Source organism: Sphingomonas sp. SRS2, assembly GCF_000971055.1.
GTDB lineage: Bacteria > Pseudomonadota > Alphaproteobacteria > Sphingomonadales > Sphingomonadaceae > Rhizorhabdus.
On sequence record NZ_LARW01000116.1, the window covers coordinates 1 to 26,876 of the forward strand.

26 protein-coding genes, 1 tRNA gene and 1 other RNA gene are annotated in these 26,876 nt (G+C 64.8%); 9 read left to right on the plus strand and 19 right to left on the minus strand.

Annotation, left to right across the window (positions count from 1 at the left end):
• From WP12_RS18700 to WP12_RS18710, 3 genes are all read right to left on the minus strand, one after another.
• Positions 1–506 (minus strand): Hpt domain-containing protein (locus WP12_RS18700; protein WP_046195213.1); only part of this gene is annotated, 506 nt, incomplete at its 3' end.
• Between the two features lie 88 nt (positions 507–594).
• The gene (locus tag WP12_RS18705) at positions 595–1,227 is read right to left on the minus strand and encodes a histidine phosphotransferase family protein (RefSeq protein ID WP_046195214.1); all 633 of its coding nucleotides are present in this window, start codon (positions 1,225–1,227) and stop codon (positions 595–597) included.
• A gap of 59 nt (positions 1,228–1,286) precedes the next feature.
• On the minus strand, positions 1,287–1,685 hold the full coding sequence (locus WP12_RS18710) for a Mov34/MPN/PAD-1 family protein (RefSeq protein WP_046195215.1): 399 nt from the start codon (positions 1,683–1,685) through the stop codon (positions 1,287–1,289).
• 17 nt (positions 1,686–1,702) lie between these two features.
• Between WP12_RS18710 and WP12_RS18715 the strand changes: the two genes are divergently transcribed.
• The 4 genes from WP12_RS18715 to mtgA all read left to right on the plus strand — a co-directional run bounded on the left by WP12_RS18715 (position 1,703) and on the right by mtgA (position 6,004).
• Positions 1,703–2,668 carry an RluA family pseudouridine synthase gene (locus WP12_RS18715; RefSeq protein ID WP_046195216.1) on the plus strand — a complete coding sequence of 322 codons (966 nt, stop codon included), beginning with the start codon at positions 1,703–1,705 and terminating at the stop codon, positions 2,666–2,668.
• A gap of 123 nt (positions 2,669–2,791) precedes the next feature.
• Positions 2,792–3,697: an RNA polymerase sigma factor RpoH gene (gene rpoH, locus WP12_RS18720; RefSeq protein ID WP_046195244.1), complete on the plus strand. Its 906-nt coding sequence runs from the start codon at positions 2,792–2,794 to the stop codon at positions 3,695–3,697.
• Between the two features lie 99 nt (positions 3,698–3,796).
• The gene (locus tag WP12_RS18725) at positions 3,797–5,293 is read left to right on the plus strand and encodes a hypothetical protein (RefSeq protein ID WP_046195217.1); all 1,497 of its coding nucleotides are present in this window, start codon (positions 3,797–3,799) and stop codon (positions 5,291–5,293) included.
• 15 nt (positions 5,294–5,308) lie between these two features.
• Positions 5,309–6,004, plus strand: coding sequence for a monofunctional biosynthetic peptidoglycan transglycosylase (gene mtgA, locus WP12_RS18730; protein ID WP_046195218.1), 696 nt, complete (start codon positions 5,309–5,311; stop codon positions 6,002–6,004).
• Here mtgA and WP12_RS18735 read toward each other — a convergent pair whose 3' ends face one another.
• The 6 genes from WP12_RS18735 to WP12_RS18755 form a co-directional block, all read right to left on the minus strand.
• The gene (locus WP12_RS18735) at positions 6,005–6,343 is read right to left on the minus strand and encodes a YbaB/EbfC family nucleoid-associated protein (protein WP_046195219.1); all 339 of its coding nucleotides are present in this window, start codon (positions 6,341–6,343) and stop codon (positions 6,005–6,007) included. It abuts the gene before it with no gap.
• The gene (locus WP12_RS18740; RefSeq protein ID WP_046195220.1) at positions 6,340–7,992 is read right to left on the minus strand and encodes a DNA polymerase III subunit gamma/tau; all 1,653 of its coding nucleotides are present in this window, start codon (positions 7,990–7,992) and stop codon (positions 6,340–6,342) included. The genes WP12_RS18735 and WP12_RS18740 overlap by 4 nt, the downstream gene beginning before the upstream one ends.
• A gap of 46 nt (positions 7,993–8,038) precedes the next feature.
• Positions 8,039–8,136, minus strand: an RNA gene (ffs, locus tag WP12_RS24330) — signal recognition particle sRNA small type.
• 178 nt (positions 8,137–8,314) lie between these two features.
• Complete coding sequence (locus tag WP12_RS18745) at positions 8,315–8,650, minus strand: 2Fe-2S iron-sulfur cluster-binding protein (RefSeq protein ID WP_046195221.1); 336 nt, start codon at positions 8,648–8,650, stop codon at positions 8,315–8,317.
• Positions 8,647–9,741, minus strand: a complete 1,095-nt coding sequence (locus WP12_RS18750; RefSeq protein WP_046195245.1) for a cysteine desulfurase family protein — start codon at positions 9,739–9,741, stop codon at positions 8,647–8,649. Before WP12_RS18750 ends, WP12_RS18745 begins: the two co-directional genes overlap by 4 nt.
• Positions 9,738–10,796 carry a cysteine desulfurase family protein gene (locus tag WP12_RS18755; RefSeq protein ID WP_046195246.1) on the minus strand — a complete coding sequence of 353 codons (1,059 nt, stop codon included), beginning with the start codon at positions 10,794–10,796 and terminating at the stop codon, positions 9,738–9,740. The genes WP12_RS18750 and WP12_RS18755 overlap by 4 nt, the downstream gene beginning before the upstream one ends.
• 107 nt (positions 10,797–10,903) lie before the next feature.
• Here WP12_RS18755 and WP12_RS18760 point away from each other — a divergent pair, with 107 nt between their 5' ends.
• Positions 10,904–11,551 (plus strand): alpha/beta hydrolase, encoded by a 648-nt coding sequence (locus WP12_RS18760; RefSeq protein WP_046195222.1) that lies wholly within the window; start codon positions 10,904–10,906, stop codon positions 11,549–11,551.
• A gap of 118 nt (positions 11,552–11,669) precedes the next feature.
• On the opposite strand, the gene WP12_RS25020 is transcribed toward WP12_RS18760, so the two are convergent.
• Positions 11,670–11,846, minus strand: a complete 177-nt coding sequence (locus tag WP12_RS25020) for an LPXTG cell wall anchor domain-containing protein (RefSeq protein WP_152664079.1) — start codon at positions 11,844–11,846, stop codon at positions 11,670–11,672.
• Between the two features lie 93 nt (positions 11,847–11,939).
• Here WP12_RS25020 and WP12_RS18765 point away from each other — a divergent pair, with 93 nt between their 5' ends.
• Positions 11,940–12,743 (plus strand): phosphotransferase family protein, encoded by an 804-nt coding sequence (locus tag WP12_RS18765; RefSeq protein ID WP_046195223.1) that lies wholly within the window; start codon positions 11,940–11,942, stop codon positions 12,741–12,743.
• A gap of 10 nt (positions 12,744–12,753) precedes the next feature.
• Here the strand turns inward: WP12_RS18765 and WP12_RS18770 are convergent.
• From WP12_RS18770 to aspS, 4 genes are all read right to left on the minus strand, one after another.
• Positions 12,754–12,828: transfer RNA gene (locus tag WP12_RS18770), tRNA-Val, on the minus strand.
• A 151-nt stretch (positions 12,829–12,979) separates the two neighbouring features.
• On the minus strand, positions 12,980–13,252 hold the full coding sequence (locus WP12_RS18775; RefSeq protein WP_046195224.1) for an HU family DNA-binding protein: 273 nt from the start codon (positions 13,250–13,252) through the stop codon (positions 12,980–12,982).
• Between the two features lie 146 nt (positions 13,253–13,398).
• Positions 13,399–14,184, minus strand: a complete 786-nt coding sequence (locus tag WP12_RS18780) for a polyphosphate kinase 2 family protein (protein ID WP_046195225.1) — start codon at positions 14,182–14,184, stop codon at positions 13,399–13,401.
• A gap of 224 nt (positions 14,185–14,408) precedes the next feature.
• The gene (gene aspS, locus WP12_RS18785; protein WP_046195226.1) at positions 14,409–16,187 is read right to left on the minus strand and encodes an aspartate--tRNA ligase; all 1,779 of its coding nucleotides are present in this window, start codon (positions 16,185–16,187) and stop codon (positions 14,409–14,411) included.
• Between the two features lie 225 nt (positions 16,188–16,412).
• Between aspS and WP12_RS23585 the strand changes: the two genes are divergently transcribed.
• Entirely contained in the window at positions 16,413–17,126 is a 714-nt protein-coding gene (locus tag WP12_RS23585) for a class I SAM-dependent methyltransferase (protein ID WP_052730499.1), read from the plus strand.
• Positions 17,127–17,353: 227 nt separating this feature from the next.
• Positions 17,354–18,523: a ribonuclease D gene (rnd, locus tag WP12_RS18795; protein WP_046195227.1), complete on the plus strand. Its 1,170-nt coding sequence runs from the start codon at positions 17,354–17,356 to the stop codon at positions 18,521–18,523.
• 38 nt (positions 18,524–18,561) lie between these two features.
• Here rnd and WP12_RS18800 read toward each other — a convergent pair whose 3' ends face one another.
• The gene (locus WP12_RS18800; RefSeq protein WP_046195228.1) at positions 18,562–20,457 is read right to left on the minus strand and encodes an acyltransferase family protein; all 1,896 of its coding nucleotides are present in this window, start codon (positions 20,455–20,457) and stop codon (positions 18,562–18,564) included.
• Positions 20,458–20,554: 97 nt separating this feature from the next.
• Positions 20,555–22,054, minus strand: a complete 1,500-nt coding sequence (locus WP12_RS18805; protein ID WP_052730501.1) for a Ppx/GppA family phosphatase — start codon at positions 22,052–22,054, stop codon at positions 20,555–20,557.
• A 132-nt stretch (positions 22,055–22,186) separates the two neighbouring features.
• On the opposite strand from WP12_RS18805, the gene WP12_RS18810 reads away from it, so the two are divergent.
• The gene (locus tag WP12_RS18810; RefSeq protein ID WP_235399205.1) at positions 22,187–22,783 is read left to right on the plus strand and encodes a phosphatase PAP2 family protein; all 597 of its coding nucleotides are present in this window, start codon (positions 22,187–22,189) and stop codon (positions 22,781–22,783) included.
• 37 nt (positions 22,784–22,820) lie between these two features.
• On the opposite strand, the gene WP12_RS18815 is transcribed toward WP12_RS18810, so the two are convergent.
• From WP12_RS18815 to WP12_RS18825, 3 genes are read right to left on the minus strand one after another with little or no spacing between them, the layout of a single operon-like run.
• Complete coding sequence (locus WP12_RS18815; protein ID WP_046195248.1) at positions 22,821–24,959, minus strand: RNA degradosome polyphosphate kinase; 2,139 nt, start codon at positions 24,957–24,959, stop codon at positions 22,821–22,823.
• A gap of 45 nt (positions 24,960–25,004) precedes the next feature.
• Positions 25,005–25,628 (minus strand): DnaA ATPase domain-containing protein, encoded by a 624-nt coding sequence (locus tag WP12_RS18820; RefSeq protein WP_046195231.1) that lies wholly within the window; start codon positions 25,626–25,628, stop codon positions 25,005–25,007.
• Positions 25,625–26,836, minus strand: coding sequence for a hypothetical protein (locus tag WP12_RS18825; protein WP_084691241.1), 1,212 nt, complete (start codon positions 26,834–26,836; stop codon positions 25,625–25,627). The genes WP12_RS18820 and WP12_RS18825 overlap by 4 nt, the downstream gene beginning before the upstream one ends.
• Positions 26,837–26,876 lie beyond the last annotated feature (40 nt).

Sequence of the window (26,876 nt, forward strand, 5' to 3'; positions counted from 1 at the left end):
GGCGTGGCCGCTGCGGTGGGGGGAGCGGGGGTGGCGGGGGCCGGGTCGCCGGGCGTGGCGCTGCTCGCCAAAGCGGCTTCGACCGCCAGCGAGAGTTCGATATCGGCGTCGGACTCGGCCACCGTCTCCGGCACTTCGGTCTTGGGCTGGAGCGCGGCGATCAGCAGATGGTCGTCGGCGTCGGAAATGACGTGGCCAGTCTCGATCGCGTCGGTCAGCTCGGATATCCGGTCGAGCATGGCAAGGACCGCGCTGACCAGCCGGGAATCGGGCCGGCGACGATCGGCGCGAACGTCGGCCAGCACATCCTCGGCGGCATGGCTGAGCTTCTCGAGTCGGGGAAGGTCGAGAAAGCCGCAGCTTCCCTTCACCGTGTGGACGAAACGGAAGATGGCATCCAGCCGTGAGCGATCCTCGGGCGCGGCTTCCCACGCGACGATTTCGCCGGCCAGAGCTTCGAGCGTCTCGCGTGTTTCCGCGACGAAATCGCCGAGCAGATCGTCCATCTCATCCTTCCCGAACCCAAAGTCGGAGAAGTCATGGCATCGATATGGTTAAGAGCGCGTATACGAGGCCCGGCAAAGGGCGGAAAGTTCACACGCCGGGCAGGTTGGCCCCGATCATCAGCACGCCCTCTTCCGGCTGCGACAGCTGGACGCTGCCGCCATGATCGCTGACCATCAGATGGACGAGCCAGCCAGCCGCCGCACGCGGGCTGATCATGTCGGGGTCGGTCTCGCCAAGCAACGCGTTCCTGATCTCCGTATCGAGGATCAGGCGCGGCCCCTCGGCACGGATGACGATCTCGCCGCCCTCGGCCCCGATATCGAGCTGCCCGCCGCGCACCAGCGCGTCGCCCGCGATCAGCGCGAGATTGAGCAGCACTTTGAGCGCGACCTTGGGCAAGGTCGGCGCCTCGACCATCCAGCCCAGCTTGACCTTGCCACCCGCTCCATGCAGCCCCTCGAGCGCGGTCAGCGCCTCGCGGCTGTCGACCTGCTCGGCGAAGCCACCGGCCGCCCCAAAGGCCAGCCGGAAGAATTTGAGCTTGTTCGCCGAAGTCCGCGCGCTTTCCGCGAGCAATTCCATGCAACGTTCGCGCATCTCGGGATCGGTCTCGTCCGCCAGCAGCTCGATGCCATTGTTGAGGGCGCCGATCGGCGACAGCAGATCGTGGCACAGCCGCGAACAGAGCAGGCTCGCAAACTCGGCCGAACGATTGACCATGAACACTTCCTTATACGCGGCGGGTCGGGTCTTTTGGCAAGCGCCGGGGAATAGCGCAATCAGCGATTACCGGGTGAAATGATGGTCATGGGGACGAAGCGCCCCGCTTCTGCGGCGAACCAGCCGCGCAGATCGTCGCCGGCCGTTATGATCCAGCAGCTGCCCGCTTCGGCCGCCTCGGCATCGCGCGCCGATGGCGTCGCGAGCCCGCGGGGATGCGAATGATAATGGCCGATTATGGCCGGCCCGCCGGCTCGCGCGGCACGATGCGCGGCTATCAGCGCGGCGGGATCGATCTCGAAACTGTCTTGTGGCGCAGGCGCGACATTGGCGCAGGGCAACACCGCCTCGACCACCCTGCCCCGCCCCAGCAAAAGCCCGCAAATCTCAAGGTTGGGGCTTACGGCAGCCGCCTGTCGTATTTCCTTCTGCAAGGCTCTTGATATCGTCAGTTCCATCGCCACATCGCTACAGGATGACCGGGGGGAAATCGACATTGCAGGCGATCATGCCTCAGGACGCGCAAGGCTGGCGGCTCGACCGCGCCCTCGCGGTCGCCATCCCCACCCTGTCGCGCGAACGGCTGAAGGCGCTGATCTCGTCGGGTCAGGTCAGTAACGAAAGCGGCGCGCTGGCTCGCGATCCGGCCATGAAAGTCACGCCCGGCGCGCGCTTCGTCGTGGTCGTGCCCGATCCTACGCCGGCCCATAATGAAGCCCAGGATATCCCGCTCGTCATCGCTTATGAGGACGAGCATCTGATCGTCGTCGACAAGCCCGCCGGGCTGGTCGTCCATCCGGCGGCAGGCAATTTCGACGGCACGCTGGTCAACGCCCTGCTCCACCATTGCAAGGGCAGCCTTTCCGGCATCGGCGGAGTCGAGCGGCCCGGGATCGTCCACCGCATCGACAAAGACACATCTGGCCTGATGATCGCGGCGAAAACCGATCCGGCGCATGTCGGCCTCGCCGCGCAATTCGCCAGGCACAGCATAGATCGGCGCTACAAGGCGATCGTCGCGGGCCAGCCCCGCCCCGCCGAGGGTGTGGTCGACGCCCCGCTCGCGCGTTCCAGCGCCAACCGCAAGAAGATCGCGATCGTCGCCGACGGGCGCGGAAAACGCGCGGTGACGCATTACAGCACGATCGAACGACTCAGGGCCGCCGCACTGGTCGAATGCCGGCTGGAGACGGGACGTACCCATCAGGTGCGGGTCCATATGGCCTCGCTGGGACATCCATTACTGGGTGATCCGGTTTATGGGCGCCCTCGTCCGGAACACCGTGAGCTCCTCAACCGTTTGAATTTCAAGCGCCAGGCGCTGCACGCCGCCCGTCTGGGGTTCATTCACCCGGTGACAAGCGCGGCTTTATGTTTCGAAAGCGAAATTCCGCCGGATATGTACGAATTGTTCAGCGAACTGACAATTTCGGTGGTATAGATGTTACAGATCGGTACGGGATGATTCTCCGCACCGATATGGCAAAGGTTCCGATGCCAATCCGGGCATCGGTTTGGAAGGTTCGGATGCCCATGCCGGGTATCCAGATGGGAGTAGATGATCATGGCAAGCGGAAAGAACGTGCCCGCCACGATTCCCGCGCTGGGCGGGGAGCAGAGCCTCAACCGCTATCTGGCCGAGATCCGGAAGTTTCCGCTGTTGAAGCCGGAAGAGGAATATATGCTCGCCAAGCGCTTTCAGGAGCATGGCGATCCCGAGGCGGCGACCCGCCTCGTTACCTCGCACCTCCGCCTCGTCGCGAAGATAGCCATGGGCTATCGCGGCTATGGCCTGCCGGCGAGCGAGCTTATCTCCGAAGGCAATATCGGCCTGATGCAGGGCGTTAAGAAGTTCGAACCCGATCGCGGCTTCCGCCTCGCCACCTATGCGATGTGGTGGATCAAGGCGTCGATCCAGGAATATATCCTGCGTTCGTGGAGCCTCGTGAAGATGGGCACGACCGCGGCGCAAAAGAAGCTGTTCTTCAACCTGCGGCGGATGAAGTCGAAGCTCGACGCGTTCGAGGACGGTGACCTTACGCCCGAAAATCTTCGCAAGATCGCCACGGACCTAGGCGTTTCCGAGGAAGAAGTGACCAATATGAACCGCCGCATGTCGATGGGCGGCGATGCGTCGCTCAACGTCTCGATGCGCGAAGATGGCGAAGGCGAATGGCAGGACGCTCTGGTCGATCAGGGCGCGCTCCAGGACGAACGGATTGCCGAGGCCGAAGAAAAGAGCGTGCGTCACAACATGCTCAACGAGGCGCTTGCCGCGCTGAACGACCGGGAAAAGCATATTCTGGTCGAGCGGCGGCTGGTCGATGATCCCAAGACGCTCGAGGAACTGAGTCAGGTCTATGGCGTCAGCCGCGAGCGCGTGCGCCAGATCGAGGTGCGAGCCTTCGACAAGCTGCAAAAGGCGATGATGCGGATCGCCGGCGAACGGCGCTTGCTACCTGCCGCCTGATCGACGGGCGCTGCCTCGGGGCGGCGCCCTTCTTTCTTTTCAGCCCCATTGTGACGAGCACCACTGACAGCCGTGTTTCGCGCTGTTAGGGTGCCTGGCATGACGGGGGTCAAAAACACGCGGGTGGGGCCGCGATCATTGGGTAGAGGTGCGCCAATCGCGCTTGCGATTGTCTGCGCGGTGCTTGTCGCTTCGGCGCTGATCACGGGGCCCTCACTCGACGATTTCTGGACCTTGTATCTCTCGGATTCGACGCGCGGATGGCCGGCGCTGGCGGGGGGGCGTTGGGTCAAGGACATCCACCCACCCCTGTTCAACGGATGGGCGACGCTGCTGTCGATGGCCGGAATAAGCTCGGCGCCGATTGCCCGGCTGCTCTCGAATCTCCCGGCGCTGCTCTTACTGCTGTACACGGCCAAGCTGTTTCGCAGGCGGTTGCCCGACGAAGCACCCTTCTACACGATATTCCTGCTGCTGATGTTGTCCGCCCCGGCGACGATCACGGCCTTCGGCATATATCGCGGCGATTTCTGGCAGCTCGCGGCGTTCGCGATCCAGATGATGCTCGCCCGGCACATCATCTTCGTACAGCAGGACTATCGCAGCAGTCGCGACGGCATCCTCTTACTGATCACCATGCTGGCCGTGATCGTTTCGATCACGCTGGATTATGGCGGCGCGTTGTTCGGCGGCATCGTCGCGATGGCGACGATGCTCGCTGCGATCGCGCGCGGCCTGCGCCGCTGGGCCCGGTCGCTGTTCATCGCGCTGGCGATTTCGGTGACGGCGGTGGTCTATGTCATCTCCTGGCAGGCGCCGGCCTGGAACGAGATGTTTGATCTCTATCAGAACTGGATAGAGATGGGCGACGCCACGGCCGGCGGCATCCTGTTCGGGCTGGTGTTCAGCACGCTGTTCCACAATCCGATCGCGGTCGCCGGCGGCTATCTGGGCCGTCAAAAGTGGAACAAGAGCGACAGCGCCTTCGCCGCGATGACGGGAGCGACGCTGCTCGCCGCGCTTGTCGCGATCAGCCAGATCGACGCACAGCGGCGGCTGATCACCGACAGCAACACCGCCGATATCGCCGTCATGGTCACTGCGCTGATGGCAGCCGCCGGCGCAAAGATTGCCAACCGGCGACTATGGATGAACGCACTCGCCGCCATGGCCGTGCTGTCCGGCGTCATCGCATTGGTCGTGATCAACCTCCACGGGGGCTGGCAAACGGCGGGCAAGAAAATCGCGCGCACCATTCAAGACTGTCCCTCCACCAGGGTTTATGCCGCCTCGGGCTGGCGGCTCGATGACGGCGCAAGTTCGAATGCGGCGCGCCGCGAGGAGCCAGTGTTCGCGCTGGGCTACCGGCGGGTCGGCAGCGCGCACGGCTTCAATCCGCCAATGGTCAGCACCGAGAAGCCGGTCAGGTTGATCCGCAACCAATGCCCTGTGCTGTTATGGATCGAGCAGGTTCCCGCCCGGAAGGTGGTCAAGCCGGCGATGGCGGTGAAAGCCGCCGGGCTTCAGGGCCTCGAAGCGGCGCGGTGGAGCGTCGTCCGCACCGAAACGGGGCTTATCCTGCGCGCCGCCCCCTGATATCGCCAGGACATCATGGCCAAACAGACCTTCGCCCGCCGCGCCGCCCGCTGGTTCATCAAGTCACTCGTAATCTTCGTCGTCGGCTCGGTGATCTGGGTCGGTCTTTACCGGTTCCTGCCTCCGCCGATCACTGTCACGATGATCGCCAACGCCGTCGACGGGCGCGGCATCACCAAGGACTGGATGGCGCTGGACGATATGTCGCCCAATATGGCGCGCGCGGCCATCGCGGCGGAAGACGGCAATTTTTGCAGCCACTTCGGCTTTGATTTCAAAGCGATGCAAAAAGCCTTCAAGAGCAATTTACAGGGTGAGCGGCGCATCCGCGGCGGCTCCACAATCAGCCAGCAAACCGCCAAAAATGCCTTCCTGTGGCAGAATGGCGGCTATCTCCGCAAAGGGCTCGAAGCCTGGTTCACCCTTCTGATCGAGGTGATGTGGCCCAAGAAGCGGATCATGGAAGTCTATCTGAACGTCGCCGAGACCGGGTTGGGCACCTATGGCGCCAACGCCGGATCGATGCGCTACTTCGGTCACGACGCCTCTCGCCTGAGCCGCGCCGAGGCGGCGCGGATCGCGGCAGTCCTCCCGCTTCCCAAGAAACGCGAAGCGGTTGCGCCGACCGGACAGACGAGACGCTATGGCAACACGATCCAGCGGCGCGTGGGACAGGTCAGCCGCTACGGGCTGGATAGCTGTCTGAAGTGATCAGCTGAACGGTAGCTTGAAGCCCGCCGGTAGCGGCAGGCCCTGCGTCATCTTCTGCATTTCCGCGTTCGAGGCGGCATCGGCCTTGGCGCGGCAATCGTTGATCGCGGCGGCGATCAGATCCTCCAGCATCTGCTTTTCCGACACGGCCATCAGCGAATCGTCGATCGCGACGCCGAGGATGCGGCCCTTGGCGGTCGCCCGGATCTTCACGAGCCCACCGCCGGCGGCGCCCTCGACCTCGATCTTGTCGAGGCCTGCCTGCGCCTGTTCCATCTGTGTCTGGATCGTCTGCGCAGCATTCTGCGCGGCGGCGATCATTTCCTCAAGGCTTTTCATGATGCGAGACTCCGTGGTTCGGGCGCGCTGTAGCTGATCAGCTCGGCATCGGGAAAGGCCTCGCGAGCAGCCTTGATCAGCGGCGAGTTGAGAATGGCGGACTTGGCGGCGTCTTCCCCGGCGAGCTCCTGATCGCGCAACGACGGAGCGCCCGTTTCCGGCACAGCCCCAACCGTCCAGCGTTCACCGGTGATATCCTTCAACGCGGCAACGAGATTGCTGTAGAAATCCGGCTTCAGCTTGTCGGTTTCGGCGATCAGCAGCTCGGTCCCGGTCAACCTGACCAGCCGGGCATGATCGTGCAGCTGAAGAGCAAGCAGGGCCGACTTCGGCTTGAGCAACTCATGAAGCGCCTCGATGCTGTCGGGCAAAGCGAGCGGCGCGGGCGGTGCCTCGATCGCTGGCGGCGCGGCGGGCTGGACCTGCGCGACCGCGGGCGCCGCGGATGGAGCAGCCGGGGCCGAGGCCGGAGCACCTGCGCCGATACTGATCTCGCCTGAAGCCAATTTTCGCGCCAGTTCGCCGGGATCGGGTAGCTGGCTGGCATGGACGACGCGGAGCAGCGCCATCTCGGCGGCTTCGATCGGCATCGCTGCGGTCTGCACCTCGCCATGACCCTTGAGCAGAAGCTGCCACAGCCGGTGAAGCGTCGCAAAGCCGAGCTTGCCCGACCATTCTGCAAACGCCTCCCGTTCCTCCGCCGAAAGCGCGGGGTCACCGGTGCCCGCGACCTTGGCGCGGGTCACGCCATGGCAGGTTTCCAGCAATCCGTGGAGCATCGCGGCGGGTTCGACCCCCAGGTCATATTGGCCGCGCACACCCGCCAGAACCGCCGACGCGTCGCCCTTGAGCAATTCACCGAACAGCCTCCGGATCGCACCACGGTCGGACAGGCCCAGCATGTCGCGCACCTGTGCCGCATCGACCTGGCCGGATCCGTGGGCGATCGCCTGGTCGAGGATCGAAAGGCCATCGCGCGCCGACCCTTCGGCGGCGCGGGCGATCAGAGCCAACGCTTCGGGCTCGGCCTCGACGCCTTCGGCAGCGACTACCGACGTGAAATGCGCGGCGAGCTTGTCGGCCGGAATGCGGCGCAGGTCGAATCGCTGGCAGCGCGACAGCACCGTGATCGGCACCTTGTTCACCTCGGTCGTGGCGAACAGGAATTTCACATGCGCCGGCGGCTCTTCCAGCGTCTTGAGCAGCCCGTTGAAAGCCGCCTTGGACAGCATATGGACTTCGTCGATGATGTAGATCTTGTAGCGCGCCGAAACCGACGCATAGCGCACCGCCTCGATGATCTCGCGGATATCGTCGATGCCGGTGTGGCTGGCGGCATCCATTTCGACCACATCAATGTGCCGTCCCTCGGCGATCGCGACACAGGGCTCGCAGACACCACAGGGATCGATCGTCGGGCCGCCCTGCCCGTCCGGGCCGATGCAGTTCAACGCCTTGGCGATCAGCCGCGCGGTCGATGTCTTGCCCACGCCGCGAACGCCGGTGAGCAGGAAGGCATGGGCCAGCCGGTCGCGGCGGATCGCGTTGGCGAGCGTCGTCACCATCGCATCCTGGCCGATCAGCTCGCCAAAATTCTGTGGCCGGTATTTGCGCGCGAGAACGCGATAGGGTTGCGGAGATTCGGACATCAGGATGAGCTTAGCCAGCCCCGCTCCGCTTGTCTTTGATTCTTGATGAGGTGGGAGCCGGAACGACCCGATACGAAATCGTTGCGGCTGCTTCCTTCCGGATCTGACCGGGTTGGCGACGGCACCGTCCGCCCGACTCCCGCGGCGCATATGGGGGAAGCGCTCGCATGATGCAAGCCGGGGCGGCGGCGCTATTTGTCCTTCATACCCCATAGGCCGTTCCACTATGCCGGCGGGTCGGCCGCCAGCAGATGAACGCGATCGAGCATGGCGCGCGCCGATTCCGTTGCGATCCCAGCTTTGATGGCGGCCACCCCCCCGCCTACCGGCCCTGCATGTTCCGCGCCGTCCCCGGCATCCGCACCGTAAGCTTACCCAGTGCATCATCCAGATGTATCTGACAGGCGAGCCGCGACGTCCGCGTTACATGACTGGCGAGGTCGAGCAGATCCTCCTCCATCTCCGACGCGCGCGGAAGCTTGGGGAAATCGGCCGCGTCGACGATGACATGGCAGGTCGAGCAGGCCATCTGCCCCTCACAGGTGCCTTCGAGCGGCTGACCGTCGGCCTGCGCCACTTCGAGCAGCCGCTGACCGGCGATGGCGTCGACTTCGCTGCGTTTTTCCCCATCGGCGGAAACGAACACGACTCTGGTCATACGGCCCACATCAATTGCCGCTCTGCCGCTTCGAGGATCATGCCCGCTGCCTTTTCGATGTCGTCCTCGCGTGTATAGCGCCCGAAGCCCAGCCTGATGCTAGACCGCGCCTCGGCGTCGCTCAGTCCGATCGCCTTGAGGACATGGCTCGGCCGGCCCGACCCGCTGGCGCAGGCGGACCCCGCCGAGAAGGCGAGACCGCGCAGATCGGATATCAGCCGCGCCGCATCTACACCGTCGCAATGAAGATTGAGATTGCCATGATAGCGGTGCGCGAACGACCCGTTGATCGTCCATTCGGGCCCGAGCCGCTGGGTCGCGATCTGCCATAGCCTGTCGAGATGATCGGCGTCGGTATCGCCGCGCTCCTGCATCAGTTCCGCCGCCACACCGAAGCCCGCGCACAGCATCGGTGCGAGCGTACCCGATCGCCCGGCCACCTCTTGCCCGCCGCCATGCAGCAGCGGTTCGATCGAGACGCCGTCGCGCACCCACAAGGCGCCAATGCCCTTGGGGCCATGTATCTTGTGCGCGGCGATGGCCACCAGATCGACATTGTCCGGGATCGGCAGGCGGCCATAGCCCTGCACCGCATCGCACAGGAACAACGCGCCAACGGCATGCGCGATATCGGCGAGCTCGCGGATCGGCTGGATCACGCCGATCTCATTATTGACCAGCATCGCCGCAACCAGACCTGCACCGGGCCGGATCGCGGCCCGAGCGGCTTCGAGATCGACCAGGCCATCGCTGCCGACTGGTAAGATCTGCACATCGCGCCCCGTCCGGCCTGCCGACCGTGCGCTGTCGAGCACCGCGGCATGCTCGGTCGCCAGCGTGACGATCCCGCCGCCGCTGCCCTTGATCGCCCAGTTGAGCGCTTCGGTGGCGCTGCCGGTGAACGCCAGCGTCCCGCCAGGCGGGCACAGCGCGGCCACCTGCTCGCGCGCCACCTCCACCGCCGCCGCCGCTTCGCGGCCCATGCGATGCGGTGAATGAGGGTTGCCGAAGCGTTCGTCGAGATAGGGCAGCATCGCGGTGCGAACCTCGGGCGCGATCGGCGTCGTCGCCTGATAATCGAGATAGATCATGCTGCCTTCTCCCGCGCTGTGGCGGCTATAGCCTGCCATGTCGACACCACCCGCTCGATATCGTCCGCGACGGTATCGGGGCCGAAGCTGATCCGGATCACCTCGCGCGCCGCATCCTCGCTCCACCCCATCGCCGCCAGCACATGGCTTGGCTTCAGGCTGCCGGACGAACAGGCGCTGCCCGCCGATACCGCGATTCCCGCCATGTCGAAGCGGATCAGCTGGGCGGTCGCCGCCACTCCGGGCATATGATAGCTGGCGATGGTCGGCAGCCGGTCGGCGCCGTCCGCGACGATCGCGCCGCCGAGATCGCGGATCGCGGCGTCGAGCCGGGCCCGCAGGATTCGGGCACGATCGATCCATTCGGTCCCCGCTTCGAGCGCCGCGGCGAAGCCCAGCACCGCAGGTAGATTTTCGGTGCCGGCGCGATAGCCCTGCTCCTGTCCTCCGCTCGGCGTCAACGTCGCGAGATCGCGCACCAACAGCGCGCCGATTCCCGGCGGACCGCCCAACTTATGTGCGGACAGCGTGATGAAATCGGCATCAGGTAGCGGCAGCTTGCCCGCCGCCTGGGCGCAATCGGCCAGCAGCAGCCCGCCGGCATCGCGCACCGCGGCGATATGCTCGCCGAGCGGCTGGATCACGCCGGTCTCGTTATTGACCGCCTGGATCGCGACCAGCGGCCTGTCGTCGATCGTCGCCGGGAGCCGGACGATGCCGCCTTCGGAAACCTGCAGCACAGCCGCATCGGCGGCGGCGCGGCGAACCGCGTCATGCTCGACCGCGGAGATCAGGCGCGGCCCGGCCTTTGCGCGGCTCAGAGCGATCGCGATCGCTTCGGTCGCGCCGCTGGTGAAGAAAATCGTGCCGTCATAGCCGAGCGCGTGGCCGATACGCGCCCGCGCATCTTCCAGCGCAGCACGCGCGGCGCGCCCCTCGGCATGGGGCGACGATGGATTGGCCCAACGCTCCAGCCCCTCGGCCACGGCCAGCCGCGCCGCCGGAAACAACGGCGTGGTGGCGGCATGATCGAGATAGAGGCGGGCTATCGCCAAGGCTTCATGCTCCATTTGATTGCACGCGATGCGCGCCTCCTTATATAGACTTTCGATCCGCTGCGCGCCACCGGTGCGGCAGACCTAGCCTGTCCCGAAGGATATCGATGCCCGAAGTCATTTTCCCTGGCCCCGAAGGCCGCCTCGAAGGCCGCTTCAACCCCGGCCCGCGCCCACGCGCGCCTGTGGCGATGATCCTCCATCCGCACCCGCAAGGCGGCGGCACGATGAACAACCGCATCGTCCAGTCGCTCTACCAGACTTTCGTACGGCGCGGATTCGCGACGCTGCGCTTCAATTTCCGGGGTGTCGGCAAGAGCCAGGGCACTTTCGACAATGGCATCGGCGAACTTTCCGACGCGGCGTCGGCGCTCGACTGGGTTCAGTCGATCCATCCCGAGGCGCAGACGACCTGGATCGCCGGATTCAGCTTCGGCGCGTGGATCGGCATGCAGCTGCTGATGCGGCGGCCCGAGATCAAGGGCTTCATCTCGATCGCCCCACCCGCCAATATGTACGACTTCACCTTCCTGGCGCCCTGCCCCTCCTCGGGCATCATCATCCAAGGGGACAGCGACGAGGTGGTGACGCCCGGCGCGGTCCAGAAGCTCGTCGACAAGCTGCGCACCCAGCGCCACATCACGATTCATCACGACACCGTTCCCGGCGCGAACCACTTCTTCGCTGATGAGATGCCGCAGCTGATGAAATCGGTGGACGATTATCTCGACATGCGGCTCACCGGCGACCGGTAGAAATCAACACCGCTCATCCCTGAGGAAGGGCTGAGCCTGGCGAAGACCCGTCTCGAAGGATTCCTCGAGATGTCATTTCGACCGGCTCAATGTCTCTTCAGGATGAGCGGTGGCGAGATCAGCTTAGCGGCAGCGCCCAGATCGCCACATTCCCGAACATCACGATTCCGGCGGCAAGCATCAACAGGCCGCGCGTGCGGTCGCGGCGGCGGACGAGCAGCACGCCTCCTCCCACGGTCAGCAGTACCCCGGCAAGCATTAGCAACGACAAGGTCAAGGCTGCGGGGCCTGTCATCCGTCCTCTCTCCAAAAGCTGGGCGGTAATCCTATGGTGCGCCGGGATTTGCAACCCTGGCGACGGTCGTTCATCCTTGCCGCTGGAGCAGTCATGCACAGGCGCGATTTGAAATCTCTGATAGCCAGTGGCGAAAGCGCCGATGTGATGCGGCTGGGCAACGGCAAGGTGCTCAAGCTGTTTCATGCCGGTGTCGAGGACGGCGTCATGCGCCGCGAACTCGATGTCGCGACCCGCGCGAGCGAGGAAGGCCTGCTCGTGCCGCGCGCGCTGGGCTGGCAGAACATCGAAGGCCGGCGGGGCATCGTTTTCGAGGAACTGGACGGAGCTCCGCTGCTCGACCCCAAATCGCGGTGGCGCAGCCTTCGCGCCCGCGCGGCGCTGCGCAAGCTGGCGGAATGTCACGCCCGCATCCATCAATGCAGCGCGGAGGGCCTGATCCACCATCAGCACGACATATTGTGGGTGCGAATATTGTCGGCCGAGATCGACGAGACGCTCCGCCGCGAAGCGCTCGACCGGATATTGGTGACGCCTCGCGGCCACATTCTGTGCCATGGTGATTTTCACCCCGGCAACGCGGTGGAAACTCCACGCGGCGTGGCGGCGGTCGACTGGTCGAGCGGCTGCGCGGGCGACCCGGCCGCCGATGTCGCGCGCACCGAGATGTTGCTGCGCTATGGCCAGATGCGGGGCCCGTCACGCATAGCCTTATGGTTCCGCCAGTTCGCCGCCGAGCTCTACCTCCGTCACTATCAGCGGATCACCGGCATGTCCGATGCGGCGCTCGATTACTGGCGGCTGCCGGTCGCGGTGTCGGGCCTGAGCAAGGGCAGCAAGATGCATCGTCCGGCGCTTATCAAGGCGGTGGAGCGGTATCGGAACAACGCGAAGTGAGGGATCAGAGTGGTGGGCGCAGCAGGGATTGAACCTGCGACCCCACCCGTGTGAAGGGTGTGCTCTACCGCTGAGCTATGCGCCCACTCTGATCCAATCGCGGGCCATGCCCGCGACGGAGGTGAGCGGATAGGGCGGGACATTCCTGCTGTCCAGCCCAAAACGAAGGCCGCGACGCCAGGCGACATCGCGGCCCGTTCATCGTCGCCCGGCCCCATCGCCGGACGGCGACGCGATCAGTTGACGGCATCCTTCAGGCCCTTGCCCGGCTTGAACTTGGGCTGGCTCGATGCATTGATCTTCATCGGTTCGCCGGTGCGTGGATTGCGGCCCGTGGACGCCTTGCGCTTGCTGACCGAAAAGGTGCCGAAGCCGACGAGGCGGACTTCGTCGCCATTTTTCAGCTGCGAGGTGATCGAATCGAACACGGCTTCGACCGCCTTCGACGCGTCATTCTTGGTCATGCCGGTCGTCTCGGCGACAGTGCCGATAAGCTCCTGTTTATTCATGCCTTCATCCCCTACCAGACTATATATCTATTTTGCGGCACGACCGGCGCCGCCAGCTATGACGGCCGGCGTTGCGGCCGCGGGCGCGATGCTGCAACAAAGGCGTCATATCCGCAAGGGGCGTCGATGGGCGTGCGGGCCCAGTATTACGGCTTTTTGGGCGAGCCAAGCTGCGCACGGGCGTAGCGCTCGAATTCGGGATCGAGCGCAGGAGGCTCCGCCGGCATGTTGCGCTCCAGAACGTCCGCGATGTGGGTCAACGCGGCGATGCGCGCAGCCTTCTTGTTGTTGCCGTCGATCAGCTTCCAGGACGCCCAGCGCGTATCGGTCTCCCGGAACATCTCCTTCACCGCGTCGAGATAATCGTCGCGCCGCGCGCGGTTGCGGAAATCTTCGGGCGTCACTTTCCAGCGCTTCCAGGGGTGATCGAGCCGCGCCGCGAGGCGCTTGTCCTGCTCCTTCTGGGTGACATGGAGGAACAGCTTGATGATGATCACGCCGTCGGCCTGCTGCTGCGCCTCGAACTCGTTGATCTCGTCATAGGCGCGCCGCCACAGCTTTTCGCTGGCATAGGCCTCGACCCGCTCGACCAGCACGCGCCCGTACCAGCTGCGATCAAAGATCGCGATATGGCCGCCGCCGGGAATCTTCTGCCAGAAACGCCACAGGAAATGGCGGCTGCGCTCCTCCTCGGTCGGCGCCGAAATCGGCCAGACATGGAAATGGCGTGGGTCCCAGCCCATCGTCAGCCGCTGGATAGCGCCGCCCTTGCCGGCCGCGTCCCACCCCTCGAACAGGATCATGCTGCGCTGCTTGCAGACCATGTGCGCGACCTGCAGCCGCGACAGGCGCTTCTGCACGTCGGCGAGCGCGGCGGCATAGTCGCCGTAGAACGCCTCGCCGCTCTCATAGTCTGACAGATCGATCGCCAACCGACGCAACTCCCCACACCTGACCCTCCCCCATAAAGCTTTGGGAGGGACGGTTTAAGCGCAGGACATGCTTAATAGTTTCGCATCCGTCCGGAAATGGCACATTTTGGATCGATGAGGCGGCCCCGCCATCCCGTCATGCCAGCGAAGGCCGGCATCTCAGGAGGACGGGTCGCGCCGTTGCCGCACGAGATGCCCGCCTCCGCTGGCATGACGGCAAAAATTCAGCTCTTCTGCTGCTCGACAACCCGAATGTTGAGCTCGCGGAGCTGCTTGAGCGACACCGGCGACGGTGCGTTCATCATCAGGTCCTCGGCCTTCTGGTTCATCGGGAACAGCACGACCTCGCGGATATTGGGCTCGTCGGCCAGCAGCATGACGATACGGTCGATGCCCGGCGCAGAGCCGCCATGCGGCGGCGCCCCATATTTGAACGCATTGATCATGCCGGTGAAATTTTCGTCGACCTGCTCCTTGGTGTAGCCGGCGATTTCGAACGCCTTGTACATGACATCGAGCTTGTGATTCCGGATCGCGCCCGATGACAGCTCCACGCCGTTGCAGACGATGTCGTACTGATAGGCAAGGATATCGAGCGGATCCTTGGTCTCCAGCGCTTCCATCTCGCCCTGCGGCATCGAGAAGGGATTGTGGCTGAAGTCGACCTTCTTCGCCTCTTCGTCATATTCGTACATCGGGAAGTCGACGACCCAGCAGAACTTGAACACCCCCTGCTCGATCAGGCCCAGTTCCTCGCCAACCCGGGTCCGCGCCGCACCCGCCAGCTTGGCGGTGGGCAGTTCCTTGCCGGCGGCGAAGAAGACGCCGTCATCGGGGCCGAGGCCCAGCGCGGCGACCAGCTTCGCAGTCGCCTCTTCGCCATGATTCTTGGCGATCGGGCCACCGGGCTCGCCGGCCTTGATGTTGATATAGCCGAGGCCCGCATGGCCCTGCGAGCGGGCCCAGTCGTTCATGTCGTCGAAGAATTTGCGGCTCTTCGCCCCTGCCGCCGGCGCCGGGATCGCACGGACCACGCCGCCGCCCTCTACGATCCGGGCGAACAGGCCGAAGCCCGATCCGACGAAATGATCAGTGACGTCGGTGATCTCCAGCGGGTTGCGCAGGTCGGGCTTGTCCGAGCCGTAACGCAGCATCGCGTCGCGATAGGCGATGCGCGGAAACGGCGCAGGGGTCACCGCCCGGCCGCGCGAGAATTCCTCGAACACGCCGTGCAGCACCGGCTCGATCGCCGCGAACACGTCCTCCTGCGTCACGAAGCTCATTTCGAAATCGAGCTGATAGAACTCACCCGGTGAACGGTCGGCGCGGGCGTCTTCGTCGCGGAAGCACGGAGCGATCTGGAAATAACGGTCGAAGCCCGCGACCATCAGCAGCTGCTTGAACATCTGCGGCGCCTGCGGGAGCGCGTAGAACTTGCCCGGATGGACGCGGCTCGGGACGAGATAATCGCGCGCGCCCTCGGGCGAGGAGGCGGTCAGGATCGGCGTCTGATATTCGGTGAAGCCCTGGCCGATCATGCGCTGCCGGATCGATGCGATCACGTTCGAGCGCAGCACGATGTTCGCGTGGATACGGTCACGGCGCAGATCGAGGAAACGATAGCGCAGGCGGATATCCTCAGGGTAATCAGCCTCACCCGCCACCGGCAGTGGCAGCTCCTGCGCCGCCGACTGGACCGAGACCTCGCGAGCGCGGATCTCGATATCGCCCGTGGCGAGGTTAGGATTGACCGCCTCGGCGGAGCGGGCGACGACATCGCCGGTGATCGTCACGACCGATTCGACGCGCAGCTTGTCGAGATGCTTGAAGGCTTCCGACTCGATGTCGGTCACGATCTGCGTCAGGCCGTGATGATCGCGCAGATCGACGAACAGCAAATGGCCATGGTCGCGCTTGCGGTGCACCCAGCCCGACAGGCGGACCTGCGATCCGACGTCCTGGGCGCGGAGCTGGCCGCAATGATGGGTGCGATAGGCGTGCATTGCTGTTCAACTTTCAGGTGGAAAATGCGAGCGGTGCGCTTCGCGCGAGCGCGCGGCGCTTGTCAAGCGTTGTGACCCGGGATGGTGTCGATCCATAGGCCCGGAAGCACGCGTACGCGGGCCATGGCGATCACCCGCGCTTCTCCGCCGTCCGGTCCTAAGCTTCTAGCTAGCGGCTCCTGCGCCAACTTGATAAGCCTTCGGCCAGCAAGGGGAAATCTCATAATGCTCACGTCGAACACCGAATGGGAAAAGCTCGCCAAGGCCGACCCCCTGTTTCACATTGCGTCCGTCAAGGGAATGGAGGGCGGCAAATGGGAGCATGAGGCCTTCTTCGCCAAGGGCGAGACCTATGTTGGCGTCATCGACGAGTATTTCACCGGCAAGGGCTCCGCACTCGACATAGGCTGCGGTGCCGGCCGTATCTCACGCGCGTTGGCGAAGCGATTCGATCATGTGACCGGCGTCGATGTCGCTCCGACCATGGTGAAGCTGGCCAGCGAGATGTGCGCCGATGTGAAGAATGCCGAGTTCAAGGTCGGGGAAGGTGTCCGCCTTCCCGCGGCCGACCACAGCATGGATGCGGTCGTCTCTTTCCAGGTCCTGCAACATATTGACCGTTCGGCGATCCCCGGATTGCTGCAGGAGTGCTATCGCATAAAGAAGCCGGGCGGCGTGGTTATCCTGCATATTCCTGCGCACTATGCACGTTCGTTCATTCAGCGGTGGACGCGCCTCATCCCCGCTCGCCGGTTTCTGACATTGGCCGCGATGGCGCTAGGGATCGAACCGCGCAGCCGTTTCTGGATACCTAATCAGTATCATAGCTACAGCCTGAAGACCGTCACCGGCCTTCTCAGGGCAGCCGGCTTCAAGGATATCCGAATAGTGCGGCGAGACCCCGGCAACCCGCTGACCACCCTCTACATCGCCGCATAGTCCGGTCGGGAGGGCATGACGCCCGCGCACCTTCAAGGATGGCACTTTCTGGCCATCTGGCCAAGATCGCTCTCTACACACGACATTGGCGAACCGTTGGGCCGCGCGTGTGGAACAACCTCGTAGCATCGCGGGGCCGGCTCGGATTCCCGGCGTGGGCCCGCCCCCGCCATCAACGGAGCGCGAAGCGCTTCCACCTTGGACGATCACGTTCTATGCAGCACGCTATGCATATTCACCCCTTGATTACAGACAGTGCGACGCTCGCCAATCTCTGTGCCAGACTCTCGAACTCACCTTTCGTCACGGTCGACACCGAATTCATGCGCGAGAGCACCTATTGGCCGGATCTCTGCCTGATCCAGATCGCCAATAGCGAGGAAGCCGCCGCGATCGACCCGAAGGCCAGGGATATCGATCTGAAGCCCCTGCTCGACCTGATGACCGAGAATGACGAGGTGCTGAAGGTTTTCCACGCGGGTGGGCAGGATCTCGAAATCGTCCACAACCTGACCGGCAAGACCCCCTATCCGTTGTTCGACACCCAGGTGGCGGCGATGGCGATGGGGCTCGGCGAGCAAATCGGCTATTCGAACCTGGTCGAGACGCTGATCGGCGAGAAGCTCGACAAGGGTGCCCGCTTTACCGATTGGGCGCGCCGCCCACTCGACAAGCGGCAGATCGACTATGCGATCGGCGACGTCACCTATCTCGCCGAACTCTTTCCGAAAATGCTGGAGAGGCTGCGCAAGACGGGGCGCGGCGGCTGGCTCGACAATGAGATGGAGCGCCTCGGCGATCCCGCCAGCTATGCCAACTTGCCCGAGCTCGCCTGGACGCGCATCCGCATGCCCAGCCGTAAGCCCGAGGTGCTGGGCCGCCTCAAGGCCATCGCCGCCTGGCGCGAGCGCGAGGCCCGGTCGAAGAACCTGCCGCGCGGCCGCATCGCCAAGGACGAGACGATCGCCGACATGGCGTCGCATCCGCCGCGCGAGCAGAGCGATCTCGCTCGCGTGCGCGGCCTCTCGCCAAACTGGGCGCAAAACGACATCGGCGCGCGGCTGATGAATGCCATCGCCGAGGCGCAACCGCTGAGCGAGGCGGAGATGCCGCCACGCGAGGACCGCAAGCCGGGTCTGGGTAAGGAGGGCGCGCTGATCGCCGACCTCCTCAAGCTGCTGCTCAAGGTCCGCTCGCGCGATGCCGATGTCGCCCCGCGCCTGATCGCGCGCGCCGACGATCTCGAGCTGCTCGCCGCCGGGGTGCGCGATCTGCCGCTGCTCACGGGTTGGCGCAACGACATCTTCGGCAAGGATGCCCTGGCGCTGGTCGAAGGCCGGCTGGCGTTCAGCGTCCGCAACGGCAAGATGGTGATGTCGGCACTGGAGGCCGAGTAGCCCCACCACCTCGCTACGGTCAGACCCTCATCGAAACGTCACACCTTCCTGTTCGCCAGGAGGTAGCGCGCGCCGGCGATGCTCAGATGGGCATGGTCGAAATACAGCACGCCGGGGCCGGGCATATAGGCCGGGCATAGGCTCTCGCTGCACAGTCGCTGCGACGGCACGATCCGCGTGGCCCCGGTCGCTCGCGCGATCCGGTCGAGCCGCGCCGACACCATCGCGTCATGACGGTCGAAATCGGATCGTAGCTGGCCAAAGCTTGCGGGATCGCCGCCGCGCAGCCGCTCCATCGCCAGCGCGGTCGGCGCGACAAAGGGCATGCGCGGGATCGAATAGACCAGCGTCACCGCCTTGCCTGCCGCATGAAGCGCCCTTGCGGATCGCTCGACGCCGTCGAGCAGCGCCATTTGCTGCCGCGGCGAATCAACCATGAAGCCCTGATAATTCACCACCAGGACGATCTCGCGCAGGCGCCGGTCCGCTCGCAGCTCGTCGAGGCGGGCATCGTTATAGGCGACACAGGCGGGTCGATGCGGCGCGGTATAGCCGAGCGACGGTGGACAGCCCGACGCGGTAATCTGAAGCACCGAACGTTTCTCCGGCGCGAGCTTCTCCCCCATCGCCACAACCAGCTCTGCCCCGAAGCTATCGCCCCAGACCGCCACGCTCGGTGTCGCGGCCCGATCGCCAAAAGCGCACAAGCGATCATAGGCGATGACATCGTGCTCGCCCGAATGGCAGTGGGTTCGAAACCCGCTGCTGTCGCGCGCCGCCGCGACCATCGTCCGACCGAGCGGATCGAGCCGCTGGGGCAAGCCATTGCCGAGCACGACCACCGCAGCGACCGCCGCTGCCACCGCCATCGTCGCCGCACCGCCGATCAGGACCGGACGATGCGGCAGGCGCCATTGCAAAAGCGGGCGCTCGACATAGCGCCACGACGCCCAGGCCAGCGCCAGAGCGACGAGCATCGCCGCCACGGCCTCGGCCGAGGTGAGCGGTCGCAGCACGAGATAGCGCCCGAACACGAGCGCGGGCCAGTGCCAGAGATAGAGCGAGTAGGAGAGCGAGCCGATCAGCACCAACGGCGCGAAGCCGAGCATCCGCCCCGCCACCGACTCCTTCTCCTCGCCCGCGGCGATGATCAGCGCCGCGCCGATGCAGGGCGGCAGCGCAGCCAATCCGGGAAAGGGTTGCTTCTCCGACAGCAGCAGCAGCGAACCGCCGATCAGCAGCAGCCCAAGCAGCGACAAGGCATTGCGCGCGGCATCGTTGCCAATTTTGGGATGCGCGCCGACCGCGACGATCGCGCCGATCAGCAGTTCAAACGCGCGCGGCCAGGGATAGTAGAAGGCCCGCGAGGCATCGACGCCCAGTTCGCGCACGCTCCACGCCAGCGACAGGCCCGCAGCGGTCCACAGCAGCGCCGGCAGCCAATTCGGCCGGATACGCCACATCGCCAGCAGCGCCAGCGGGAAGACGAGGTAGAACTGCTCCTCCACCGCGAGCGACCAGGTGTGGAGCAGCGGCTTGAGTTCGGCCTGCCCGTCGAAATAGCCCGAGAGATTGTAGAAGAAGATGTTCGCGAAAAAGCCGATTGTCGCGAGGCAGGTCTTCGCCAGCTCACGCAATTCCGCGGGGGGCAGGAGGATCAGGCCGAGCAGCATCGATACGGCCAGCATCAGATAGAGCGCGGGAAAAAGCCGCTTGATCCGGCGCACGTAGAATCCAGCTATGCTGAATCGCTCCTCGCGCAACTCCGCATGGAGAATGCGGGTGATCAGATAGCCCGAGATGACGAAGAAGATGTCGACCCCGACAAAGCCGCCGGGCAGCAAGGCTGGAAAAGCATGAAAGAGAACAACGGGTAGCACGGCAAGCGCACGAAGACCCTGGATGTCGCGCCGGAAACGGTGCGCTTTGTCCATAGTTGCTCCCCACAGTGGCCCTCCCTCAACAGGGTCACAGCCGCGCGCACCGCTCAAGTCACTATCGATAAAGTGCCGGAAAAACGGGAGAAATGGATCAGTCTACGATGAACTGATGTCCGGCGCCGAAGGCCGACGCCAGCGTCTTGTGCCGCCGCTCGACCGACTCCCCGTAGAGGATCGCATTGTCGCGTTCGCAATGGAGTTCGAGCACTGAGCCGTTGAGCGCGAGCCGGCTACCGACCAGCGCATCGGCGACCCCGCCTGAAAAGCGCTGGCCAAGGCGTAGCGCATAGCCCCAGCGCTCGGCGATGATGATCTCCTGCGGTGAGCAGATGCTGCTGATAACCGGCACCATCCCCTGCCCGCCAAAGCTGGTCCACAGCGCATGCGCCATCATGCCCCGACCGCGCGAATCGATCCCGACCCAATTGCCGTGCAACGCTGTCTCGACACCGCGATCGGCGCGAAATTCCGGATGTGCGCGCCAGCCCACATCGGCGAGCAGACAGGTCGCGTGGCGGATCCGTGCGTCAGCCGGGCCCTCATGCTCGAACAGCGGTGCGATCCAGCGTTCGAGAAGATCGCCATGCTCGGGGAAGCGCCCCTGCCGGGCGCCCTCCTCGCGCGCCGAAGCGATCAGCGGGTCCTGCGCACGCTGATATTCGGACAGTTCGTCATAGAGCAGCCCTTCGCGCAGGCCGTAAGCCGAGACGATCAGCTCGCTCGACCCCAGGTTGCGGACGACGTGGCTGAGCAGCGAAGCCGCGCTCGCCAGGGTCGGGATACGCGCACCTGACAGGCCGACCACCTCGCGCAGCCGCTTGCGATCGAGATGCGCGAGGACACGGACGAGATGCTGCGCATTTTCGGGTGGCATCCAGTAGTGATGGACGATCGGCAGCGGATAACCGGTCAGATGCATGTCGAGCCGGGCGAGCGAGCGCCACGACCCGCCGACCATGTAGAAAGGCAGCCCCTGCCCGCGTCCTTTCCATCCGGTTTTCTCGATGGTCTTGGCGACCAGTGCGCCCAGTGCGCGGGGCCCCTTCGCCTTGACCGCGCCGATGCGGAGCACGCCGAGGGGAAAGGAGCTGGTCTCCCGTACCTTGCCGTCGATGACACGCGCCAGTTCGAGACTGCCGCCACCGAGATCGCCGACGATGCCGTTGGCCTGCGGAATAGAAGCGATCACGCCGAAGCCCGCCAGCCGCCCCTCGTCATCGCCCGACAGCAGCTCCACCGCGAGACCGAGGTCGAGCACGCGATCGATGAACAGCTTGCCATTGGCGGCGTCGCGCACCGCGGCGGTGGCAACCGTCCGCGGGTGCGGCACGCCCATCTGCTCGGACAATCGCTGGAAGCGCGCGAGCGTGGCGATCGCGCGGTCCATCGCGCCGGGGTCGAGTGCGCCATCGCGCGACACCCCCTTGCCGAGGCCCGCCATCACCTTCTCGTTGAACAACGCCGCCGGAACCCGCGCCGGGCCATCATAGATGACGAGGCGAATCGAGTTCGAGCCGATGTCGATGATCCCCATGCGGGTGTGGCCGGGCGCAGGGCTCTTGGCGCGGCGGAACATCGAGATAGCTGGCATGATGTTCCGCTGTAGCCGATTTCGGTGGTGGATCAAACGCCGCGAGAGTCGGTTGGTGCCTCGCCGGACTTCGTCTCATCCCGCGGAAAAGCGCCGCTTGCCGCACAGCATCGCTTCATGCGACGTCATGGCATGAACCGAAGTAATTTCATGGCGCCGGTACTAGCCGCTTGCGGTTTGCTCGTCATCGTTGCCGGGCTCATGCTTTGGCTGTTCCTTCCCACGCTCGACCTCCGGCTGTTCGAAGCGGCGCGATTGGCGAGCGACGGCGGGCTGGTGATCGCCTTCACCCGGCTCGGCGGCTTTGCGGTGCTGGCGCCGGTGGCGCTCGCGGTCACGGGTTGGTTGCTCGTCCGCCGCCGAACGGCGGAGGCGATATGGCTGTTCGCGACGATCCTGTCCGGTCGATTGGCGGTCGAGGGCCTCAAGCTGCTGTTCGAACGGACCCGTCCGCCGCTGTCCGGCCGGCTGGATATGGTGACGTCATGGAGCTTTCCCAGCGCCCATGCGGCTAACACGATGCTGACGCTGCTGGCGCTGGCCATACTGGCGCGGCGGCCTGCCTTCCTGCCGTTCGCGGTCGCGCTGGCATGCGTGATGGGATGGACCCGCATCGCTCTCGGCGTTCACTGGCCGGGCGACGTGCTGGGCGGGCTGGGGTTCGGCATGATCTGGACCGGCCTGGCGACGCGCTGGCTACCGGAACGCGCGCACTACTCTCCCGACTGAATCGCCATCCTGGCTTTCGCCGGTATGACGTGACCCGCTACGCCCCCCGCCGCAGCGACAGTTTCGGCACCTGCCCGCTCTGGCGCAACGCCGCCCCCCGCCCGGACAGCGACGGGTTGGTCATGAAATATCGGTGCAGGTTGAACGGACGCTTGCCCGGCACGATCCGCTCATATTCGCCATTGGGCAGCAGCTCCCAACTCTGCTCGTCGTCGATCAGGTTGGCGACCATCACCTGATCGAGGATCTGGGCATGGACGGTCGGGTTCTCGATCGGCAGCAGATATTCGACGCGCCGGTCGAAATTGCGCGGCATCCAGTCGGCCGAGCTGATCAGCACCTTGGCGTTGCGGTTGGGCAGCGGGCCGCCATTGCCGAAGCACATCACCCGGCTATGCTCCAGGAACCGCCCGACGACGGACTTGACCCGGATATTCTCCGACAGGCCCGGAACGCCCGGCCGCAGGCAGCATATGCCACGAATGATGAGATCGATCTCCACCCCCGCCGCGCTGGCGCGATAGAGCTTTTCGATGATCGCGGGATCGACCAGCGAGTTCATCTTCACCCAGATCGCCGCCTCGCGCCCGTCTCGGGCATGGTCGATCTCGGCATCGATCAGCCGGCACAGCTCGTCGCGCATCCCATGGGGCGATATGGTGAGCTTCTGCAGGTCGGTCGGCTCGACATAGCCGGTGATATAGTTGAACAGCTGCGCGGCATCGTGACCCAGCCGCGGATCGGCGGTAAAGAAGCTCAGATCGGTATAGATCCGCGCCGTGATCGGGTGATAATTGCCTGTGCCGAAGTGACAGTAGGTCCGGTGGCCCTCCGCCTCGCGACGCACCACCATCGAGACTTTGGCGTGGGTCTTCCATTCGATGAAGCCATAGACGACCTGCACCCCGGCGCGCTCGAGCTGCGACGCCCACATCAGGTTCTGCTCTTCGTCGAAACGCGCTTTGAGCTCGACCACCGCCGTCACGGACTTGCCCGCCTCCGCCGCGTCGACCAGCGCGCGGATCACCGCCGACTGCTTGCCGGCGCGATAGAGCGTCTGCTTGATCGCGATGACATCGGGATCCATCGCCGCCTGGCGCAGGAAGGCGAGCACGACGTCGAACGTTTCATAGGGATGATGGACGATGATGTCCTTCGACCGGATCGCCGCGAAGCAATCCCCGCCATGCTCGCGCACCCGCTCCGGAAAACGCGGCGCGAAGGGCGTGAACTTCAGGTCGGGACGGTCCTCGTCGACCAGTTGTTCGAGGTCGGCGATACCCAGGAAATTGCCCGATTCGGTGATGAAGGCGTGTGCGCCGCTGATCTTGTCCTTCCACAGCGGTTCGAAGGACGAAGACATGCCGCCCTCTAGTTCCAGCCGGATCACCCGACCCCGCCGCCGCCGCTTGATCGCTGTGCGGTAATAGAGAACGAGATCCTCGGCCTCTTCCTCCACCTCGATATCGCTGTCGCGGATGATACGCAGGGCCCCCTGCCCACGCACCACATAGCCGGGAAAGAGCAGCCCGGTGAATCGCCGCACCAGCGTCTCGATCGCGACATAGCGCGCGCCGTCGCCCGGCATGCGTACGAATCGCGGCAAGGTCGACGGCACCATCAGCAGTTCGAATATCTGCTCGCCATCCGACTGCCGGGTCAGATCGAACAACAGGCTGAAACCCTTGTTCGGGATGAAGGGAAACGGATGGGCGGGATCGAGCGCCTGTGGCGTCAGCACCGCGAAGATATGATTGCGGAAATAGGTTTCGAGCCATTCGGCGTCGCGGCCTTCGATGTCGCCTTCTTCCAGCACGACGATGCCGACGGCGGCCAGCTCGTCATGGAGGCGATCCCAGACAAGTTGCTGATCGGCCATCAGCTGATCGGCGCGGCGGGTCGCCCCTTCGACCTGCTGGACGACGGTCAGGCCATCGGGCGACAGCGCCTCGACCCCTTCGAGCAATTGCCCCTTCAGACCAGCGAGCCTGACCATGAAGAACTCGTCGAGATTATTCCCCGAGATCGACAGAAAGCGAAGCCGTTCGAGCAAAGGATGCGCCTGGTTGCAGGCCTCGTCGAGCACACGCTGGTTGAAAGCGAGCCAGCTCAGTTCGCGGTTGAAATATCGGTCGCGCAGGGCGATCGGATCGGTCGGTGCGATGCCTCCGACCATATCTTCAACCTGCGCCGTCTGTTCGATCGATTCCATAAGCACCTACTATAGCAGCTTATAGTTATCTTCGGTGATACCTATTGTCGCAAGGGCCTCGCGCGCAACTTTCACGCTCACCGCCTTGCGCCGCGCCAGCGCCGCCTCGTCGAGCGCATCGACGATCCGCCCAACGCCGATATAGCTGCGCTCGATCCGCGGCACGACATAGCGGATCACCTCGGCAGGCGCGGCGAGGCCGCGTGCGTTGAGCAGCTTCTCGACCAGCCCGGCCATCAGCTGCATATCGGGCTCCTCGATCGCGATATGCGGGCTCGCCAGCAGCCGCGACTTGAGATCGGGCAGCTTTATCCGCCATTTCGCGGGCGGCAGATCTGCCGCCATCAGCAATGGCTTGCGATCGGCCTGCGCCGCGTTCCAGGCGTGGAACAGCTTTTCCTCGTCCTGAGCATCGGCATTGTCGACGAAGCGGCCGCCACTCTTCGCCGCGAATATCCGCCCGAGCAGGCTCCGCCCCGATTTACGCGGGCCCGTTAGTATCGTCGCCATCACCGGCCATAGCGACCAATGTTCGAGATGCTTCACCGCGATGCGATTGGCGTCGCTGATGATGAAGTCGCGCTCGTCTTCCTCAGCCGGCCACTGGAAAGGCAGCGCGATCTGATCGGTCATCGCGCGGGCTGGCTGCCGCGCCGGATGCGGACCCCGCCCGCGGCATCCTCGACCTGCCAGCCACGCGAGATCAGCGCCTCACGGAAGGCGGCGGGCGGACCCGAGAAGCTGACCCGGAAGATCGACGTGCCGCCGAGCGCCAAGCTGCCGGTCTGGACGGCCGTCACCCCCGCCATGCCGCGCAGCGCGGCTTCGTCGGCGCGCAGGGCAGCGGCATCCGGGGTTTCGGCCTGGACCATGATCGTCGATGTCGCCGCGACGGCGAGCTGGCTGAGCACATCCTCGATCGGCACTTCCTCGACGGGGGTCTCGATCACCAGCGATTTGTCGGCCCGGAACGCGCCTTCCTGCAACGCGCGCACATAGGCGGCGTCGATCCGCTCGATGCCGCGATCGAGCATCGCCGGCAACGCATCGCCATTTTCCGCGGTCAGCGCGAACTGGTCGATCACCGCGGCATCGGGGCCGTGCCGCGCGACGAAGCGGGCTAGTACCGGACCACCCGGCCATTGGCGGAAGAGGGTGACTTCGGGAACCACGATATCCGCCGCGCCATATTGGTCGAGCAGCATCCGCCACCAGCCGCGCCCCGGCCGCCGCGTCTGGGCGGCGTTGAGCAACACCGGGTCGGCCCCGGTGCCCGAAACGCGGACATAATCGATCGGACTGTTGTTCGAACGAAAGCGCGCCCAGGCCTTCTGCCATTCGGTGCGCGATTCGAAACTGACCGGGGTGCCGCCGCTCCACTGGATCGGGATCACCAGCATTGGCGCGGACCGGCGCATCGCGCCCTTCACGCCCAGCAATTCGCCCGCCCGTGCGCGGTCGAACAGCACGCCGAGGGTGGCGATATAACGATTGGGGCTGATCTGCTCACGCTCGACGACGATGCCGCCGCTGATCGAATCGAGAGTCGAATCGGGCAGGCCCGGCGCATTCTCCACCGGCTTGCCGTTGACCCTCGCCCACAGCATCTTCCAGCCCTTGCGCTGCGCCTCGCGCCAGCCGCCGCTGCGCGCCGCTTCAGCGTTGCGCGCCGCAACGTCGACCTTCACGCCAGACACTTCATAGCTGCCAGACCCATCGATCGGCGGCACGCCGCGCTCGTCGGCACGCTCCAGCTGCGCGAAGGCCAGTGCCGCCGCGAACAGCGTCACGCACAGAATCGACAGCGGTACGGGACGGAAAAGACGGTCTGCGAAGGTCACGATGTGCCTTTTGGCGACTTGGCCGTGGAAATCCAAGTCC